This is a genomic window from Leptolyngbya sp. AN02str (assembly GCF_050565595.1).
Taxonomy (GTDB): domain Bacteria; phylum Cyanobacteriota; class Cyanobacteriia; order Elainellales; family Elainellaceae; genus Kaiparowitsia.
Genome location: NZ_JBNXVR010000004.1, coordinates 44994 through 64323, shown reverse-complemented (window position 1 = coordinate 64323; position 19330 = coordinate 44994). Strand labels below are relative to the sequence as shown.

The window sequence follows — 19330 nt, the reverse complement described above, 5'->3', positions numbered from 1 at the left end:
CCTTTAATGATTTCAAGTCTGACGTTTCATTACCTAATTGACAGACTCACCGCATTAAGTAGGCGGCCACAATTAAACATAAAACCCGAAATTGTATATCGCCTACTTATTTTGCTGGATGCCGATGACTGAAATAGAGGATCCTACTGCTTTCTCCAAAAATGCAGGAGAATCCCGCAATTGGTTAGATTCCCACTATCCCATCATCCCCTTCGTTTTTACGAAAGGATTTACGTTTCCCTTCTGGTCACGTTGGCTCAACTAATCGCTGGGTGAAACCGTCCAGGCGATCGCCTCTGCCTGCTGTAACACTTGTCTCGCATTTTCTGAGTCCATGGACTCGATATACAGGTCTGATAGCTTAATCAAGACCGCAATCTGGTTCTGAGCCTGAAATAGCGCTAGATCTTCCCCATCTGCAGCTGATGGATAAGCTAGGGGAAACATCTGTCTGGCCACATCTGCCTGACCCGACGTTATTGCAATGGTTAGCAAATCTCCGGCCAACCGAGGTTTCATGTTCTCGGAAATGCTGTTGAACAACTCCCATGCCCTAGCAACTTCTCCGACTTTTAGGTAATGGCGGCTGTAGTCTGCGCGTCTGAACTCGTGCAGCAGGTTGGGGATAACAGGGGAATTGTCCTTTTGAGCAGTGGGTGCACTCCTGAACAGGGATATTTGACTCAGCTTTAACGGCGAAGCTGAGAGATGGGCGATCGCCTGAGTGGATGGCTGGGCAGATTGCGGGGCGGGGGAAGGAATCGGAACCAACTGCGGGATGGGAAGGGATGGACGGAACACAGGCAACATCACTTGAAACGCCAGGGAAGGAACATCCCTACGGAACGTAAAAGCAGAGGGAGAAGGAAAATAGAGAGCGGGGACAGGGGGCAATACTGGCATTGTCAACAGACCGGGTTGATTGCTGGACATCTGCGCTGCAACCATCTGCTGCTCTTGCTGCCAAAGGCGATTGAGGAGGGCGATCGCCTGCGATGATTGTCCGGCTTGGGCATACCGTTCTGCCAGCGTGAACCAGGGCTGCAAGGGCTGTGATCGCAGGAGAGATTGCTCCCCATATTCCCACGCCTCCAACTGCTGATGCACTCGCTGCAAAATCTCCTGGGCCTGGGGTGTTTGCTCCTGTTCGATCAATTCCAGCGCAATGTCTAACCAGCGGGTCATCTGGGTTGTGAATTCGGCCTCCTCCCGGAGTTGAGCCGCCAATTCGGATTGCTGCTCCTCCAGAATGGGGGGCTGGCGATCTGGTTGCAAGGGCCGTTCCACCAGAGTTGTCGCAATATCGGGGCGATTGGCCTGGAGCGCGGATTCCGCAATCAGCGGAATCCACTGTTCTTGATCCATTGCAACCAGGTTAGTAACCAGCGCTAGGGCGACATCCACTTGGCCTGCGGCCGCCAATCGTCGCAGCGTCGCTTCGGCATAGAAGGAAGTGTGGGAGGCGAAGGGTTGTTGGGCAACCTGCACCGCAAAGGCATCCTGCCCGGTGGCAGCCGCTTCCTCTACGACTTGCAACAGCACCTCGTTTTGATAGTGGGAATTGGGGCTAAGTGCTTGCAACAGGCGCAGCACAGGTGCAGGCTGTTGGGCGGTCGTGTAAGCCAGAATCAGGGTTTTTGCCTGGGAATTTTGATAGAAGGGGAAGTTGGGCCGTTGCTGGAGCCATTGGGCAGCCTGGTCTAACAGCGGCAGCGCCCGATCTGGCTGATTCGCTGCGAGCAACTGCTGCGCCAACCCAATTAGAAACAATGCTTGTTCTCCCAAGCCCCGCTCCCGCTCCGTCGGGTCAGGATTGACCGATGCCGTATTGCGTTGACGGAATTGGGCTGAGGTTGCCACCGTGACCAAGTGTTGAAGAATGCGATCGCGCGCGTCAGTTTCTCCGGCAAGTGCGGCAATCTCAGCGGATTGCAAGATGAGTTGTTGAACGATTCCATTGTCCATTGATGCCGATCTCACAAACTCTGTCGTGAGACTGTGTTCGTCAAAAATCAACGATTCGGCTTCGAGAGTGCGTAATTGCTGGGCGATCGCCCGACTTTCTGTCTGCAAACCGGCCTCGTCATAGAGCGTCATTAGCCGAATTAAAGCCGCCCGTGTTTCTCGCCCGCTGGCTTGTAAATGCTGGTCTACCAACTGTTTTAAGGTGGGTAACAGGCTGACCAGTTGCGGATTGGGGTTCTTTGTAGGGATGGACTCAACAAAGCGTAGGATTGCCGGAGGCGGAAACTGCATTTGGTTAAAAGCGGCGATCGCCTGGGGATAAGCCTGCCGATCCACATAGGCATCAAACAAACTGGCCCAGACGAGATCCTCGGCCCGACTGTCGGGAGTGACCTGTTGCCGAAGCCGCTCCATCAAAGCGGCTTCGGCCTGGGGCAAGCCTGCATCAGCATAGGCAGCCACAACGGGAGACAGTAAAAAGATGCGCTGGGCCGCTTCGGAACCTGCCACAGCGCTGCCTGGGACGATTAGCGGCAATCGGCGCAGGGGAAGGGAGACAGCAGGAGAGGGGGGAATGAGAATCGGCGGGATGGGCGTCAGTTCAGAAGGCGATGCAGGAGGGGGAAGTTGTGGCGGATCAGATTGCTTCGTGCAACCTGACTCGGTGCAGGGATAGGAGGAGCTCCGTTCCTCCCATCCCTGTTCTGGAACTGGGACGGATTGCGCCTGTGCCTGGCCAATCTCAATCGCGCTAGCACCTAAAACTCCCAACAGTAGACGAACGAAGATCCGATCACTCATAACACCACTCCTGCAATAACCATCAACTTCAACCAGGATGTAAATTTCCCGTCACTAGCGGCAAGGATGAAAGCAACTGCTTTCCCTCTGATGACTGCGAACCTGCTCAATCCAGGAAAATCACTCATTGACTAACGAAATAACATACCGTAGCCTCGCCGTAACCGATGCAAAGGATCGCTCAATCCCAGCAGATCAACAAGAATTAACGCTGGAGCTGGCTAAAGCGAAGGCCCCTGGCATCCGTTCTGGTATCCGTGGAAACGACTTGAACGAGAATGCCCGTACCAACCCGATCGCCCGTGGATAAAAACTGGACGGAATCTGTGGCTCCCATCGCGGAAAAATGGCGATCGCGTAACACCCGTTGCAGACCACGGCGCGTGGGGTTGGACTGTAAACCTGTGATCACGGCCTGGGCGGCATCATAGCTGTTGGCCGTGCGCCAGTTCACCATACCGCCCCAGCGCTGCAACGCCCGACTGGCAAAGGGCTCTGAGGGAAACCACGGCACCGATATGGTTAACCCTGCCACAGAGTCGCCCCCGTCCTGCAACGTTTGCATGGTGTAGAACGTAGGACTGCCAAACAGAGGGAGTTGAGTTTGGTTGGCCTGAACCAGGGCAATCGCTCGGTGAATACGATCCACATGGGGAGCCATGAGGATGCCCTGTGCGTTGTGACTCCGCATATCGGCGATCGCCCGCTTGGGGTCAAAGGTTGGAGCGGCAAAATCGCAGACCCCCGAGGCCAGTTGCCCTCCCAATTGGGAAAATGCAGCGACAAATTCATCACGGAAAGAGACATTATCCGGAGCCTGGGAATCGTAGCAAACGGCTATCCTTTGAAGACCCTGCTGCTGGATGATGTACTCCGCCAGGGGCGTGGCGATGGACTGAATATTGAACACCGTCCGAAAGATGTAATCGCCAAATCCCGATAGCGCATTGGAGAAACTCGTTGGAGAAATCATCACTAAGCCAGCGTGCTGATAAATAGGTGCGGCGGCCAAGGATGCATCGGTCGCATTGTGGCCAATCACCGCCAAAATCTTAGGGTTATTAACCAGGGTCTCTGCAATCCGTTGGGCGATTTGGGCATCATTATCGTCATTGGCAATCAGCACCTGTAAGCCAACCCCCCGAATTCCTCCCTGACGGTTGATCTCATCCTGAGCTTGAGCTACCCCCCGCAATAGTTCCTGGGCAACATTGGGGTTTGTACCAATGGGAACGCTGACGGCCACTTGAAGATGGGGGCGATCGCCCACCCTTGCATTATTCAAATAAATCACCATTTCAGGATCATTTCGCTGCAACTCCAGGGCCGTTTGAAAGGATTGGGCAGCTGCTGCATAGTCTCTTGTGGCAAAGGCATGGGTGCCTTGCTGTTGGGCTGGGTTGCCCTCGTGGGGAAAGAGTAATCGCTCGCCCAAGCTCATACGCTGAGCAATGTCCGAGGAGGCTGATCGGGCGATCGCCCCAGACGACCTCCAGAACAACGGTTTCTCCCAAGCTTGCATCCAGGGAATGAGTCGGGGAACTCCCAAGAAGAGGATGAACCCCAGCACTATCCAGACAATGGGAGGAGGCATGGAACGTTTTCTAGCATGGGGGGTCATGGGAAGTCTCCTGCTGTTCGAGGGTAAGAGGACTGTGTTGTAACCGCTCATGAATTACGTCATCGAGGGTGAGTTTTTCTAAATCAGCCGTGAGTGTTTCTGTAGAACTTTCGGAAAGTTCTACCAGCGCATGGTTACGCAAATAGCGTCGTTGAATAGAGGATTGCGCCGTTTCAAATTGCGATCGCGATGATCTAACCTCAAAGCTCTGATTAATGCGCGTGATCGTCTTTAACGCCTCACTCACTTCAGACAAATCCTTGAGATGTTGCATCTCTAGCTGATAGGTTTCCAGATGTTGCTTCTCTCGCCGTAAGCGGTCTTGATGAGCGCTCAATATCTGCTCAGCCTGGGTCACTTGCTCGGCTAGAGTGGGCAATACCCGCTCAATAAGAATGGCTTTTCTCATCGCCATGCGAGCAGCTTCTACATGTCCCTGCTGTTGTGCGAGAAATGCTTGTTGCTGAATATCCTGAAATTCCTGCTGCTTTGCGCTGTATTTCTGCTGCACCCGTTGGTAGCTAGCTGTCATTTGCGCGACGGATTCGGTGAGTTGCTGTACGGCCTGCTGCATGGCGTAGAGCGACTCTTGTGCGGCCTCTACAGAGAGTTTGCCGCCCGCTTCTAGAGGAATGCCCCATACCCAATTCCACAGAGCAATCAGGGTTTGGGCAGCGCGATCGCCCAATAACCAGTACACCACACCACGGAGCGTTCGCTCTCCCAGGAGCCAGTAAAACAGGGGTTTCATTGTTGTATCAATTCTCCTCCATCGCTTTAAAAGCAAAAAAACCGACAGATAGACCTCACGGTCTACAGGTCGGTCATGTCAGACTCACACGTGATCAGAACCGAATGAAATGAGATAAACGTTTCAATTGCTGCGGGATGAATGCCCGGTTATTGCGGGAAATAGGCTAGTTGGGCGATCGCCTGTTCTTGCTCAAGCCAGCGTTGCACATCCCGATCTGAAAGATGAAAACAGAATGACGGGGCACCACTGATCAAAACCCGAGTAGTCTGCCGACCGCTGCGATCGCAGGTAATCGTCAGGCGTCCACATCCCGTCTCGCTCCAGGTTCTCAACAGCCGTTGCTCCAAACACTGCAACACCTGCTCCGGCTGGTTGGCGATCGCATCTGGCAGCAAGCTATCCGGGCGATAGGTTCTTCCTTTTTTCCAGAGGGAAATTTCCTGGATAGTAAAGGCAAAGAAATATTCCGTAGAATCGCACAGGGAAACCAGCTGGCGCGTGTACGAAAGAGATCGCTGGCTGGTGATGGAAAAACAGCCAAACCCACGGTGCTGGAACGTTTCCCTCAGCGTGCGTTGCAGCAATTGAAATAGATCATCAATCGTTCCAGGCCGACAATACTTCACGACGTACCTCACAGGACGGTAAAGGATATTCTTCTTGAGAAAATCTCATCAAGCATGGAAACATCCTAAGGACGAGCGCTTTATATGTCAAGTAAGTAATGCTTAAATCCTATTTATTTTCTAAAAATGATGGTTCTATCAGGACCAGGAAGGCTTCACCCCAACAGTGTAGGCAATCACCGTTCGCAATTTTCATAAATTCAGCCCAACTCTGCATCCTGTGGATGCAGAGTTGGGTGAAAAGTCCCTGCCAAGAATGGCTGGGCGGCGTTTGTTTGTCAATTTAATGAGTAAAGTCAGTGTATAGTCTATGTAATCCTTGTTTTTTTTGAAATGCTCCGCTGCAAGCCGCGATCCTATGGCGAAACCTTCCCTATCGGCCTCTCCAACCGGAATTCACTTGGCAAAACAGGCTATGGCAAAAGCCGGATGGACTCAAAAAAATTTGAGTGCGCTGGTGAGTTGCAGTCGCCAACCCATTACCAATTTCTTTAAGGGAGAGTCGATCGCCCAACCCATCTTTGTCAAGATTTGCGATCGCCTAGGGCTGAACTGGCAGAATATTGCAGATTTCTCAGCCCTTGCCCCAACAGCAACAACATTGCCCCCACCCCCACCCAATCCGGTGGTATCTGCAGCATCCAGCAACGCAGACCTGAGTGCCCTTGTCCAAGATCTCCGCCGCCACTTGGCCCCCGCCCTAGAAGAAAGATGTGGCACAATGCGCATTCTAGATATGTCTTACCCCATTGGCATTGAGGATATTTACACCGATGTCAATATTCTGGAGCAACTCAGCGGGCGCAGACGCAAGCGGCTCGATGAACTCCTAGCAATCTATGACCTGGAAGCGGGCGATCGCTTGGGGTTAGGTCAGGTAACCGAGGAGCGTATGTCGGGTCTGGAGGCGGTGCAAAAGTATCACAGGCTGATCATTGTTGGAAAACCAGGGGCCGGAAAAACAACATTTCTCAAGCATTTAGCGATCCAGTGTAACCAGGGAGCTTTTGAAGCAGCTCGGCTGCCTATTTTTGTGACCTTAAAGGACTTTGCCGAAACTCCAGAGCAACCAGGGTTATTGCCCTATATTCTTCAGCGCGATTTCAGTAACCATCCCGCTTCCGAAGCAACCATCATCAGTCTCTTCCAACAGGGCCACGCCTTAATGCTGCTGGATGGGTTGGACGAAGTTCGCGCCGATGACCACGATCGCATCCTGCGGGAAATTCGCACCTTCTCAGAACAATTCTGCGACAATCGCTTCGTGATTACCTGCCGAATCGCCGCCTGGGAATACACCTTTGAAAAATTTACCGAAGTCGAGGTTGCCGACTTTGACAGTGCCCAAATTACAGCTTTTGCCGCGAAATGGTTTCATCAAAAACCTGTCAAACCCGGTAGCTTCCTGCGTGCATTAAACCATCATCCGAAGATTCATCAACTGGCGGTCAGTCCTTTACTGCTCACGTTGTTGTGTCTTGCCTTTGAAGAATCAGGAGAGTTTCCCGCCAGTCGTTCTGAATTATATAAAGAGGGCGTTGACGCGCTGTTAAAGAAATGGGATGCGAAGCGTGGCATTCAGCGGGATCAGGTCTACAAAAAGCTTTCCCTTCAGCATAAGCAAGACCTGCTCAGTTTCATTGCCTTATTGACCTTCCAACAGCAATCCTACTTTTTCAAACAATCCGTTTTGGAAGAGTATATTGCCGACTATATTGCAGATTTGCCGGATGCCCAGGCCGATCCTGAAGCGTTGCAACTGGACAGCGAAGCCGTGCTGCAATCCATTGAATCTCAGCATGGTCTCTTGGTGGAGCGGGCTAAAGGCATTTACTCCTTCTCCCACCTCACCTTTCAAGAGTATTTTGCCGCCCGTGAAATTGTCTTTAGCGCAACCCATCTCGATCAATCTCTTCACGATTTGCTGGAGCACCTGCACGATCGCCGCTGGCAGGAAATCTTTCTACTCACCACAGAAATGTTGCGGGATGCGAGTCGGTTGCTTGTTCCCATGAAACAGGCGATCGATCACCTGTTGGCCGGAGAACCCAAGCTTCAGCAATTCTTGTGCTACGTGCGCGATCGCGCCACATCCCCCACATTTACCTTCTGCAAACCCCTGGCAGCTCGTGCATTTTGTTTTGATATTGATTTTGATATTGATAAGCGACGGGCGATCGCCCTTCTGGCAGATCCCACGGCTAAAATTCTTGTCTGTGCTAGTTTCTTTACCCGTGTTCTCAATATTCACCTAGATGAGGCCATTGCGATTGCCCAGGATTACGAAGCATCTGCCCCTGCCGACCAAAAAATTACCGCCATGCGCTCCGCCGATGAGGCCATGTGGATTGGCATTCAAGTTGTCCTCCAATCCAACCACATCAAACCAAAATTGCGAAAACGGTTAGAGACCTTCACTCAACAGACGGAGGAAATATTACAGGATGAGGAAGCTCTGGAACAAATGGCAGATGATGCTCGAAAAATGGCGAAAGATAACTTGCATCATATTGGCAATGACGCTTGGAAACTGAGCGATCGCCAATTCACCGATCATGAGAAACATCTTCTCCGCCAGTATTATAAAGCCACTGAATTATTGCTCCGCTGTCTCAAGAGTGAAGGGTGTCGGATGGATCGCCAAACCCGCCAGCACATCGAAGAAAACCTACTGATGCCGAGTTAAACCCTATGGATATACAGTCCATTCACACCCCGTTTGTTCAATCTCTCAACTCGAACCTGACCCTAGCAACCTGGCAGAATCATGCCCTGGAACTGCCCGACAATGGAACCCATTGGGGCTTTGTATATCAGGGAAATCCCCAACTCCATCGCTACCGCGAAGCCCAAACGTTTTCCCTCTACCCTGGCATGTACTTCTGCTTACCAGGCGGGGGGCGTATCGGGGGCGAACAGTCCTGCGGGATGGTGATGACCTGTTTAAATACGGACGGGGCCTTTAGTATCGGGGGGCCAGTGGAATCAAACGGACGTTTTGCATACATTGATGGCGCAACAAACAGCGTTCTCATTCCACCGCTGCGCCTGGGGGAACCCTGCCTCAATGCACTCTACTTCCCCGCCGGATGTCATCAAACCTTGCACACCCATCCGAGCGATCGCCTGGGTGTAGTTCTGAGTGGATCGGGAGAAGCGCAAACCCCCGACCAGGTGGCTCAACTCCACCCCGGTATGATCTTCATCATTCCTCCTGAACACTTACACAAGTTTCGTACAGACACCAGCACCCTTTCCCTGGTCGTCTTCCATCCAGACAGCGACCTAGGCTTCTCCCATCGCAATAACCCAATGCTGAACCGCACTCTGGTGGAAGGGGTGAGTGCTGCCAAAATTTCCCATATCCAAACACCCCTGGATTGCTTCAAAACGGATTGATGTTTGGGTATTGTTCTAACCTGAGTTTTGGTTAAGGGCATTTTGGAAAGTAGCACGCTGTGCTGTCCTCCAAAATGCCTATTTTTATGTGCACATCTTGCAAGCAAAAATAGGCACTTCAGCTGATTCAGAACCATCGATGCCAGCGAGTTTGCCATCCAGCTAATCCATGATGGTGATACCTGCGGATTGCAACCCATCGCGAATGCGATCGCTCTCGATTGACCGCCTCAGCGTCCAGTTCGTTAGGAGATTTAGCTTCCTTGTCACCCCGTAAGGCCCGCGACTTCCTCATAGTCTGCCTGCACGTCGGGAGTGGCCGGGATCAAACCCTGGAATTGCCGGACAGATGAAATTTCGAGATCAGTGGAAAGGATTCACTGTGCGGGTTCTCAAACCGGGTTGCTTGCCGTAGCCGAGCATCTCGTACCTTAACGGTTCGTCCATGATGCAATCGCAGGGTACGATCGCATCCCTGACCGAATGCTTGAGGTAAATACTCCCGGCACTCTCCGTCCGCTTGATGGTATAGCGTTTCGCCTTGCTGGTGAGCGAGTTCATCTATTTCCCGGCAAGCGCCTGAACTAAGAACGAGAACCATGCAGTAAAAATTGAAGGTAGCTTAATAGAAGTGAATCTCATTAACGTCATATGTCATAAGGGTTCCCCTACCTTACTTGGTAAAAACCAACAGCTTCAGTCACAAACGGAGCCAAATTTGCATAACCTACCTCATTGGCTACGTTTGTGTTTCAACCAAATTGTTTATTGACCCAGCATTAGTGAGAGTCCAGACTGAACAGACCAGAGATTTGCATAAATTCCATTGAAAACTAACAACTCCTTATGAGTTCCCTGTTCCACAATCTGCCCCTGATCCATCACATAGATGCAGTCTGCATGGCGAATGGTGGAAAGCCGATGAGCGATCGCAATCGTGGTTCGGTTCTGCGTAATCTTTGCCAGGGATTTCTGAATTGCGGCTTCAGTTTCGTTATCCACCGCTGAAGTGGCTTCATCGAGAATCAGAATGGGTGGGTCTTTGAGGATGGCACGGGCGATCGCCAATCGTTGTCGTTGTCCTCCCGAAAGCTTCTGTCCTCTTTCTCCCACAATGGTGTCGTAGCCTTGCGGCAGTTGCGCAATAAACTCGTGCGCTTCCGCTAATTTTGCGGCATGAATAATTTGGTCACGAGTCGCGTCAAAACTGCCGTAGCGAATGTTTTCGGCTACGGTGCCGTGAAACAAAAACACGTCCTGACTCACCCAGCCCATACACTGTCGTAAATCCAGTAAGTTGAGTTCGCGAATGTCTACACCGTCAATCAAAATGCGTCCGCTTTGCACTTCATAGAAGCGCAGCAAAAGTTTAACGAGCGTACTTTTTCCTGACCCTGTTACGCCAACAATACCAATAGTTGCACCCGCAGGAACTTGAAGAGAGAGATGTTTGAGAACTGGGTTGCGACCGTTGTAGGCAAAGGTAATATCCTCGAACTGCACCTCTCCTCGAACCGTGTTGAGCGGTAGTGGGCGATCGCCATGCGGAATTGAGATCGGAGTATCCAGCAGCCCCATCACTCGCCGCACCGATGCCATCGCTCGTTGATACTCATCCATAATTTCGCTCAGCTCCGTAAAGGGCCACAGTAGGCTTTGGATGATGAACACCATGAAGCCATAGGTTCCCACTGTGAGCTGATCCTGAAGCACCTCTCGACCACCCAGATACAACGTCATCACGAATCCCAACAGGATGAGAAATCGAATCAACGGTTGAAAGGCAACGCTGAGGGCGATCGCCCGTCCATTACTGCGCCGATAGGATTCACTTTCTTGATAAACGCGATTGCGCTCATAAGCTTCAGCGGTAAAGCTTTTGATGGTGGCAATGCCAGAGAGGTTATTGGAGAGGCGATCGCTGATGAGACCTGCCTGGTCACGCACGGCATCATAGCGAGGAGCCAACCGCGATTGAAACAGAAAAGTTCCCCACAGAATGAAGGGAATGGGCACCATAGCAAACCAGGCAATACTAGGAGCCAGCAGCACAAAGCTAATGCCAACGGCAAAGACTCGCGTGAAAAAGCCGATCAAATCCTGGGCACCAAAGTTGAGGAAGCGCTCAAGCTGGTTGATGTCGTCATTGAGGATAGACAGCAACGTTCCCGTACTGCGGTCTTCAAAGTAGGCGAGTTCGAGGTCTTGCAGGTGATTGTAGGTATCAACCCGCAGTTCGTGTTGGAGCGTCTGCGCCAGGTTACGCCAGAGTTTATCGGCTCCGTATTGACTAAGGGACTCTAAGCCCCAAGTGGCGATCGTCAAGATGGACAGCACCAACAACTGAGTCAGCGGATCTTGAATACCAAACCGAGCAATCAATGAGGCTTCTTGTTCAACGACGATATCCACCGCAACGCCGATGAGATAAGGGGGAGCCAGATCAAACAGATTGCGGAAGATTGAGCAAATAATTGCGCCGATGATTTGCCCTCGATAAGGGTTTCCATAGCGAAGGAGACGCTGAAGTGGATGAATCGGATGAATCACGTTTCAGAAGTATTAAGAAGGTATTTGGATACGTCATCAAGAACTCTTTGGGCAGCGAAAAAATTCAAACCGCGCCATACCGAAAAATCAACTATATATACCTGATCTTTCTCCGCAGCTTTAAGCTGTGACCAAAGGGGATCTTTTCGGAGTTCATCAATAACGGCGCGATCGCCCTGCTGCAAAGATGCAAGAAAAATGACATCACTATCCACCTCTGGTAGAACTTCCTCAGAAATCGTTAGATCGAGATCACCTGATCCTTCAAATAGTGGATTTAGAATGTCAAGCTCTTTTAAGATTGCACCTGCAAAGGAGTTTTCACGGGCTAAAACCAACTGCCCTGTAGCCACAAACATGAATGATGTTTTAATCTCCTGTTCTTGAGTGAGCTGTTGTTTCAGCTCACTGATTCTCTGGTGGTAATCATACATTTTCTGAGTGAGAACATCTGACTTCTCCAAAATTCTTGCCAGTTCCTCTGTTTGTTGTTCCCAATCACCCGTAATCTCCTCCCAAGGCAAAATCACGGTCGGTGCAATGCTGGGCAAATACTGATAAACCGCTTCAAACGCTGAATGAGAGATAGTGACAATCAAATCAGGACTGAGTGCTACAAGCTTTTCTAAATTAGGTTGACCCGTTGGACTACGAAGAATTTCGACCTCCCTTGATTGGGTGTTAAAGTAATCGAAATCATCTTCAATCTCAGTCGTGATCCAGGTTGCAATGGGTTCAACATCCAATGCGAGAGCCGCCGCAAAACTATTAAAGTCTAATGTCACGATTCGCTTCGGATTGAGAGGAATACAAGCTTCTCCTCTCGCATGTTTGACTACACGACAATCAGTTGCGACCTGTTTGGACTCCGACTCTGTAGAAGTCTGGGACCCATGTTGAGTACATGCTGAGATGAGCAGAAATACCAAGGTTCCCAACAAAACCAGGGACAGAATACGGCGCACAGAACGTTTCATAAACCAGGCTCATCTTGGTGTTTTAGCGGCCAGCATTAGTTAACAGGAGAAACATCAAAATGTCCAAGAAATAGTTCCTTGTAAGGTAAAGGGTGCTCCAGGAGAAACTCGCAATCGACTAAAGGCGTTCTCAAAATAGTCTACATCGAAAATATTTTTGAAATTGAGAGCGGCACGGAACCTGTCTCGTTCATAGAAAATTGCGGCATCCGTTGTTAAATAGCTGGGAACTTCAAAGGTATTGGCTGCATCTCCAGCGCGATCGCCCACATAAAAAAGCCCTAAACCAAATCCCAACCCTTGTAAATTTCCTCGCTGAATTTCATAGGTTGTCCACAAGCTGGCAGCATTAGGGGTGGTTCGCTGCACCCGATTGCCGACAGGAATAGAATTATCTTCAGTGACGCGAGCATCGTTATAGGCATAGCTAGCAAACACATTCCATCCTGGTAGAATTTCGCCTGTGAGGCTCAGTTCAATTCCCTGGCTTTGCTGTTCTCCCGTTTGAATAGAGAAGCCCGGATTAGCTGGATCATCGGTTAGAACATTGGATTGGGTGATATCGTATAGCGCCAACGTGGCTGAAAGATCGTCTGCAATATCGCCTTTAACGCCAATTTCAAATTGAGTCCCTCTTGTCGGCTCAAAGTCTTCACCAGCAAAAGAAGTGCCGATCGCAGGCTCAAACGAACGACCGTAACTTGCGTAAAGAGAGATCGCTGGAATGGGTTGATACACAATCCCCACTCGCGGACTAAACGCCTCTCCTGATTGACTCGTTTCTGTATTTGCCAGGAAGTCTTTATTGGTTTGGCGAAACAAATCAAACCGCCCGCTTAAAAGTAGATTCAAATTATCCGCAAGCTCTATCTGATCTTGTAGTACGAAACCCAGTTCATCGGTTACGGTATTTGTATCCAGCTCAAAGGTAATGTCTCCTGGCGGTTGACCATAAATGGGATCAAATAAATCAATCGGCGCACCTGATCTGCCTGTGAACCTTAAGCTGTTGTCTAACCTGCCCAAATCAATTCTAAACAACAACTGATGATCGATCGCACCCGTTGAAAATCTCCCCAAGATATTGGTGACAAACCTGTAATCGTAGTACCGATCTTCTAGATTATTAAAGGTTCGCAGCAACGTGCGATTATCTGGCAAAAGCTCAGTGCCAATATTGATTCCATCCCCGTCAAAGTTCACATATCCATATCGAAAGGTGTTATTTAACGACCAATTTTCGCTGAATTGATGCTCTAATGTGTATCCAATTCTTGTCGCCTCAACACCAAGTTCCCCTTCATTAGTGATGCGATCGCGAGGGATGTCACCATTAGGATTAGAAAATAGGGTTCCAGTTGCTGGCAAGCCCAAATTATAATCATCCTGGTACAGGTTTCTGTACGCTCCTTCAACGATTAAGTCGGTGTTTTCTCCAAGTTCAACGCTGATGACAGGTGCAATAACTAAATTCCTAGTTTCACTAAAGTCGGTGAAAAATCCTTGATCCCTGTAAGAAGCATTGAGTCGATATAAAACTCTTTCGGAATCATCCAACGGTCCCGATAGATCGATTTCGCCCCGATAAAAGTCAAAACTTCCAGCCATCGCCTCAATGAAGTAATACGGATCGCTCAAGGGGCGCTTCGTCACAAAGTTCACAGTTCCCCCCGGAGAGGATGTCCCAAACAGGACAGAGTTGGGTCCCTGTAAAACTTCGATCCGCTCAATTCCGGTCAGATCAGGTCCAAGGTTAGAGGCTATACCGTTTGTGTCCCGAATGCCATTCAGCGTTGGTTGGCTGAAGAATCCCCGCACTTGCAACCGAAGGGAATCGAAGTTACTTGGGGCGGAGTTACGCACGCTTGGCGCATTGAGGAGCGCACTGGAAATGTCAGCCCGTTGATCGCGGAGTACTTCTTCAGGAATCACCTGAATGGACTGGGGAATATCTCGCAGCGGTGTCTCCGTTCGCGTTGCCGTAGTTGTGCTGGACGGGTTATACCCTTCATCCTGCTCTCCGGTCACGACCACCTGAATGGCATCTTCCTCTGCAACGGCATCTGCATCTCCCTGGGTCACCCCCAGTACCAATCCTTGTGCTTCTGTCGTCACCTCAGCCACAGGCGGCGCATCCGTTCCGGTAATGACAACCCGCACGCTGTCACCCGGCAACTGCGACACGCTCACCAACGCGATGCCGTCGCTGGGATTGGCTTGAGAAAACTCTTCGGCAAGAGTGGCATTGGCGATATCCACGATCAGGGCATTTCCGACCGATCGCGTTTCCGATACGCTCAGATGCCCCTCTGCCGCTTCCAGCACAATCTGCAATCCCGCCTCGGTTTCCTCTAGGCGCACTCCTGTAATTTGCACCAGCGAGGTTTCGATCTGAGCCATCCACTCTTCGATCGTGGTAGTGGGTTGCTCCAGTTCACTCAGTTGGGGAATCTCAGCAACGGATAAGGGCAATTCAGCCGCTTGGCGATCGGGTTGTCCGTTCAGCGCATCGCCTAACACTAAACCTTCATCCCGTTCTTGTGCGTCCTGCGCCCACCCCGGCAAAGCCAACGCACCCACTAAACTCCCCACCAAAGCCACCATCAACGCTAACCGCACTGAAACCGAAAACCACAATCTGTGCATCTCAACTACTCTCACACCAAGGAAGCTGTTTTATTGGCAATTATTCTTAATAGCAATAGCGAGTAGTGTAGAGAAGTTGATTTAGCCTGTCTATCTAAAATCCGCCTTTGATCTAAAAACCGTCTTTTCCCCTGCCAAACATTGACGCGGTGTAATGCCAAACTGCCGCTTAAACGCTGCCGAAAATTGCCCTAGATGCTCATAGCCGACGAGATGGGCAACCTCTGTCACCTTCAGATTCCCCTGCCGCAACAACTTTTCTGCCTGCTCCAGCCGTTGCTGAATCAAATACCCCACGACCGTTGTGTTGAAGAGTGCTCGAAAGCCCCGTTGCAGCGTGCGATCGCTCACACCCACCTGTCGCGCCAAGTCTGACAACAAGGGCGGATTGGCAAATTGGCTGGTCAAAATCTCTTTGGCGTAATTTAGACGAGCGATCGTCTCTGGTTTCAGTCGTGAACTCGGCGCTTGATTGGAGTAATCCGCAATGATTTCCAGGTGCATCGCCAGCAGTTCCAGCACCTTTGCCTGAAGATACATCCGCTTTGCTGCACCGCGATACGGGGCATTCCACATCTGTTGAACCAGCGATCGCATCTTGTGAGTCACGGTTGGGTAAAACGAGACTTTCCAATCCTCCCCTTTAAATAAGCACTTCAGAATTTCAGGATCGTACTGTTCATCGACTAGAAATGACTCCAACCATTCCGGCTCAATCTCGATATTCACATCGATCAGTCGCTCTCCTGCCCTGTATTTTTCAACGTAGGCAGGCGAGATGCCGCTCCCCGAAAAGTAGCTGCAAGTTCCACCTAAATTGGGATGAACGGTATCAAAGTAGATAAAGCCTGACAGGTGAATTCCGATTTGAATCGGATGATTGTGGATTGGTGCTTTCACCATGAAGTCTTGATGGTATTCCCGGTCTGCAAAATGCAACCCCATTCCAGGTGATAACTCAATGTTTCGGATATAGCCTCGGCCCAAGCGTTCTGGCACACCCATTAACTCTTCAACATCATTGAGCACCGGATTGCCACAGTGCGGTTTAGGAGCCTGTTCACACAGTTCGTCCCAATCTGATTGGTTAAGAATGAGCGTCATGGTGGAGACGGCAGAGAAAAAGTCTAGTTGAAATCTATTCTCAATAATTTATCACCATCCATACAATTCTGGGCGATCGCACTTTTCTATATACAAAACCTGCTCGGCTTTGCCGTCTTGTAGAGAGAGTGGAAAAAAGTTGGGGATTGCAACGACAAGTGAATTAGCACACAGGCTGATCAAAAAAGCATTGGACTACAAAAGGACTATATCTCTATCGAGTTATAGTCTGAGTGCCGCATTCTCTCGTTGCCTAATTGGCACAACGACAACGCTACAATGCAGGTTCCAGCCTTGATGACCTGCTTCCCGCGCAGATAGTCCATTGCACTCTGCATCTGTTTTCGGTTTCAAAATCCTGGCCAATTCTATCGCCCTTAACCCCTGTCAAGCTGCTTTGACTTCAGCCTTTGAGTACCAATGCTCAAATGTATTGCGCCACTCTCCATCTAAAACACGAGTTCTCACCTGCAGCAGTAAATGGGCTCCTTTGCGGCTCCACCGCACCTGCTGTTTCTTGACCATCCGCTGGCTGACAACTTGATTGACCGTAGACTCCACAAATCCCGTTGAAATCCGCTCTCCATTTCGATAGCGATCGCCATAGTTGGGGATGAAGGGACGGTTGTTGGGGATTTCAATCCCTGTAAAGGTTTTGGGTTGAGAGTGACTCAGCCATGTACGCCAATGGCTGGGTTAGTGTTCGTTTCAATCCCTGTAAGGGTTTTGGGTTGAGAGTGACGCTGAGGCGATCGGGTTTAGCCGTGTTTGGTTAGCCGTTTCAATCCCTGTAAGGGTTTTGGGTTGAGAGTGACAACTGTTGGGATTACGTCCCAAAGTCAATTTTGAGTTTCAATCCCTGTAAGGGTTTTGGGTTGAGAGTGACCGCAGTGTGTCATGCCCTCACGATGATGATCCGCGTTTCAATCCCTGTAAGGGTTTTGGGTTGAGAGTGACGCATTGAGCCGAGCCGTGCCAATCAGGGCTTCTAGTGTTTCAATCCCTGTAAGGGTTTTGGGTTGAGAGTGACGTTTCCTCAAAATAGATGGCGGCTAAATCTTCAATGTTTCAATCCCTGTAAGGGTTTTGGGTTGAGAGTGACATCGGGTGAAGGTTGCCAACGCCACGAACATCTACGTTTCAATCCCTGTAAGGGTTTTGGGTTGAGAGTGACCCAAGATGGTTGAGCGATGGGATCTTAATGTTGAGTTTCAATCCCTGTAAGGGTTTTGGGTTGAGAGTGACCATGTTGGGCAAAAATGGCATCCCTGGTTTTGATGGTTTCAATCCCTGTAAGGGTTTTGGGTTGAGAGTGACGCCCTGTCGCTCCCTGCGGTCCAGTTGCACCTTGCGGTTTCAATCCCTGTAAGGGTTTTGGGTTGAGAGTGACCTAGTAATACCTATGTATGCAGTTTCATCTACCCGGTTTCAATCCCTGTAAGGGTTTTGGGTTGAGAGTGACCGAGCAAGAATTGCACCATTGCCGTGCTGAGCTTGTGTTTCAATCCCTGTAAGGGTTTTGGGTTGAGAGTGACGTGAATCACCCCACGTACAGCCTCAACACACCAGGTTTCAATCCCTGTAAGGGTTTTGGGTTGAGAGTGACTCTTTCGCTCGGCCACAATCTTGGCGAGTACTGCTGTTTCAATCCCTGTAAGGGTTTTGGGTTGAGAGTGACAATGTATTCTTTTGTCCAGCCCAAGCGTGGGAGAGTTTCAATCCCTGTAAGGGTTTTGGGTTGAGAGTGACGGTCATCGATAAAACTGCCATCAGGCGTTAGATCGGTTTCAATCCCTGTAAGGGTTTTGGGTTGAGAGTGACTAAGCCAACCAGAACTTTTCAGGCAACCAGCTTTTGTTTCAATCCCTGTAAGGGTTTTGGGTTGAGAGTGACTGAAGTTGTTACTCTTTCGAGGATCAAAAAGTGAGTTTCAATCCCTGTAAGGGTTTTGGGTTGAGAGTGACAGCGCTGGTGACGTTGACCGTGTTGTTTTGCACTGGTTTCAATCCCTGTAAGGGTTTTGGGTTGAGAGTGACTACAAGCCAAAAGATCGTGCTTGTCTTTGGGTCGCGAGGTTTCAATCCCTGTAAGGGTTTTGGGTTGAGAGTGACTGCACTTCGCCAGCATCAGGCGCATCACTAACCATGTTTCAATCCCTGTAAGGGTTTTGGGTTGAGAGTGACTTGAGTGGTAAATCACGAATGCTATAATTCGTTTGTTTCAATCCCTGTAAGGGTTTTGGGTTGAGAGTGACGGAAACAACGGCTGGATAAAGTTATCAGCACCCAGTTTCAATCCCTGTAAGGGTTTTGGGTTGAGAGTGACCTACGAACACGACGATCGCCCCAAGGACGAGAGCGGTTTCAATCCCTGTAAGGGTTTTGGGTTGAGAGTGACATTGGTTCACGACAGGTGTTACGGCATTTGGAGGGGTTTCAATCCCTGTAAGGGTTTTGGGTTGAGAGTGACCCAAATCTGGCAAGGCTTCAGCATTGTCGAAATTGTTTCAATCCCTGTAAGGGTTTTGGGTTGAGAGTGACGCTTACCCATGAGAGGGGGTTGCTTCGGTCGGGGTGTTTCAATCCCTGTAAGGGTTTTGGGTTGAGAGTGACTTCCTAAAAGGTGCTGCCCAAGAATGCGATCGTCGTGTTTCAATCCCTGTAAGGGTTTTGGGTTGAGAGTGACTCGTCCAGCGTTGCCACCCTGCAAGCCAGCGTCACCCGTTTCAATCCCTGTAAGGGTTTTGGGTTGAGAGTGACGCGTGAAGCAACTGAAGCTATCCGCGAATCAAACGGTTTCAATCCCTGTAAGGGTTTTGGGTTGAGAGTGACCATTCAAAAAGCATAAGAGGAAACCCGTAAATAGGTTTCAATCCCTGTAAGGGTTT

The 19330-nt window shown here is 50.1% G+C and carries 10 protein-coding genes, 1 pseudogene and 1 CRISPR repeat array (1 of these 12 running past the window's edge); of the genes and pseudogenes, 2 read left to right on the top strand and 9 right to left on the bottom strand.

The features are described from left to right. Window positions 1-261 precede the first annotated feature (261 nt). The 4 genes from ACQ4M4_RS04445 to ACQ4M4_RS04430 all read right to left on the bottom strand — a co-directional run bounded on the left by ACQ4M4_RS04445 (window position 262) and on the right by ACQ4M4_RS04430 (window position 5767). Window positions 262-2766 (bottom strand): hypothetical protein, encoded by a 2505-nt coding sequence (locus tag ACQ4M4_RS04445; RefSeq protein ID WP_430683261.1) that lies wholly within the window; start codon window positions 2764-2766, stop codon window positions 262-264. Window positions 2767-2971: 205 nt separating this feature from the next. Beyond that, entirely contained in the window at window positions 2972-4360 is a 1389-nt protein-coding gene (locus ACQ4M4_RS04440; protein ID WP_430683260.1) for an ABC transporter substrate-binding protein, read from the bottom strand. Window positions 4361-4370: 10 nt separating this feature from the next. Then, window positions 4371-5138, bottom strand: coding sequence for a PspA/IM30 family protein (locus ACQ4M4_RS04435; RefSeq protein ID WP_430683259.1), 768 nt, complete (start codon window positions 5136-5138; stop codon window positions 4371-4373). A gap of 149 nt (window positions 5139-5287) precedes the next feature. Further along, the gene (locus ACQ4M4_RS04430; RefSeq protein ID WP_430683258.1) at window positions 5288-5767 is read right to left on the bottom strand and encodes a hypothetical protein; all 480 of its coding nucleotides are present in this window, start codon (window positions 5765-5767) and stop codon (window positions 5288-5290) included. 358 nt (window positions 5768-6125) lie between these two features. Here ACQ4M4_RS04430 and ACQ4M4_RS04425 point away from each other — a divergent pair, with 358 nt between their 5' ends. After that, on the top strand, window positions 6126-8453 hold the full coding sequence (locus tag ACQ4M4_RS04425; protein WP_430683257.1) for an NACHT domain-containing protein: 2328 nt from the start codon (window positions 6126-6128) through the stop codon (window positions 8451-8453). Between the two features lie 5 nt (window positions 8454-8458). Then, on the top strand, window positions 8459-9166 hold the full coding sequence (locus ACQ4M4_RS04420) for a cupin domain-containing protein (RefSeq protein ID WP_430683256.1): 708 nt from the start codon (window positions 8459-8461) through the stop codon (window positions 9164-9166). Between the two features lie 765 nt (window positions 9167-9931). Here the strand turns inward: ACQ4M4_RS04420 and ACQ4M4_RS04415 are convergent. The 5 genes and pseudogenes from ACQ4M4_RS04415 to ACQ4M4_RS04395 all read right to left on the bottom strand — a co-directional run. Continuing rightward, window positions 9932-11716 carry an ABC transporter ATP-binding protein gene (locus tag ACQ4M4_RS04415; RefSeq protein WP_430683255.1) on the bottom strand — a complete coding sequence of 595 codons (1785 nt, stop codon included), beginning with the start codon at window positions 11714-11716 and terminating at the stop codon, window positions 9932-9934. Then, a complete protein-coding gene (locus ACQ4M4_RS04410) occupies window positions 11713-12693 on the bottom strand; it encodes an iron-siderophore ABC transporter substrate-binding protein (protein ID WP_430683254.1) in 981 nt (326 codons plus the stop codon). Before ACQ4M4_RS04410 ends, ACQ4M4_RS04415 begins: the two co-directional genes overlap by 4 nt. Window positions 12694-12747: 54 nt before the next feature. After that, window positions 12748-15339: a TonB-dependent siderophore receptor gene (locus tag ACQ4M4_RS04405; protein WP_430683253.1), complete on the bottom strand. Its 2592-nt coding sequence runs from the start codon at window positions 15337-15339 to the stop codon at window positions 12748-12750. Window positions 15340-15429: 90 nt separating this feature from the next. Next, window positions 15430-16443 (bottom strand): helix-turn-helix transcriptional regulator, encoded by a 1014-nt coding sequence (locus tag ACQ4M4_RS04400; protein ID WP_430683252.1) that lies wholly within the window; start codon window positions 16441-16443, stop codon window positions 15430-15432. 387 nt (window positions 16444-16830) lie between these two features. Next, window positions 16831-17073 (bottom strand): annotated as a pseudogene (locus ACQ4M4_RS04395) (ISKra4 family transposase); the annotation flags it as partial. Between the two features lie 4 nt (window positions 17074-17077). Next, window positions 17078-19330: a CRISPR direct-repeat array (repeat unit 37 nt; unit sequence GTTTCAATCCCTGTAAGGGTTTTGGGTTGAGAGTGAC); it runs 7153 nt beyond the window's last position.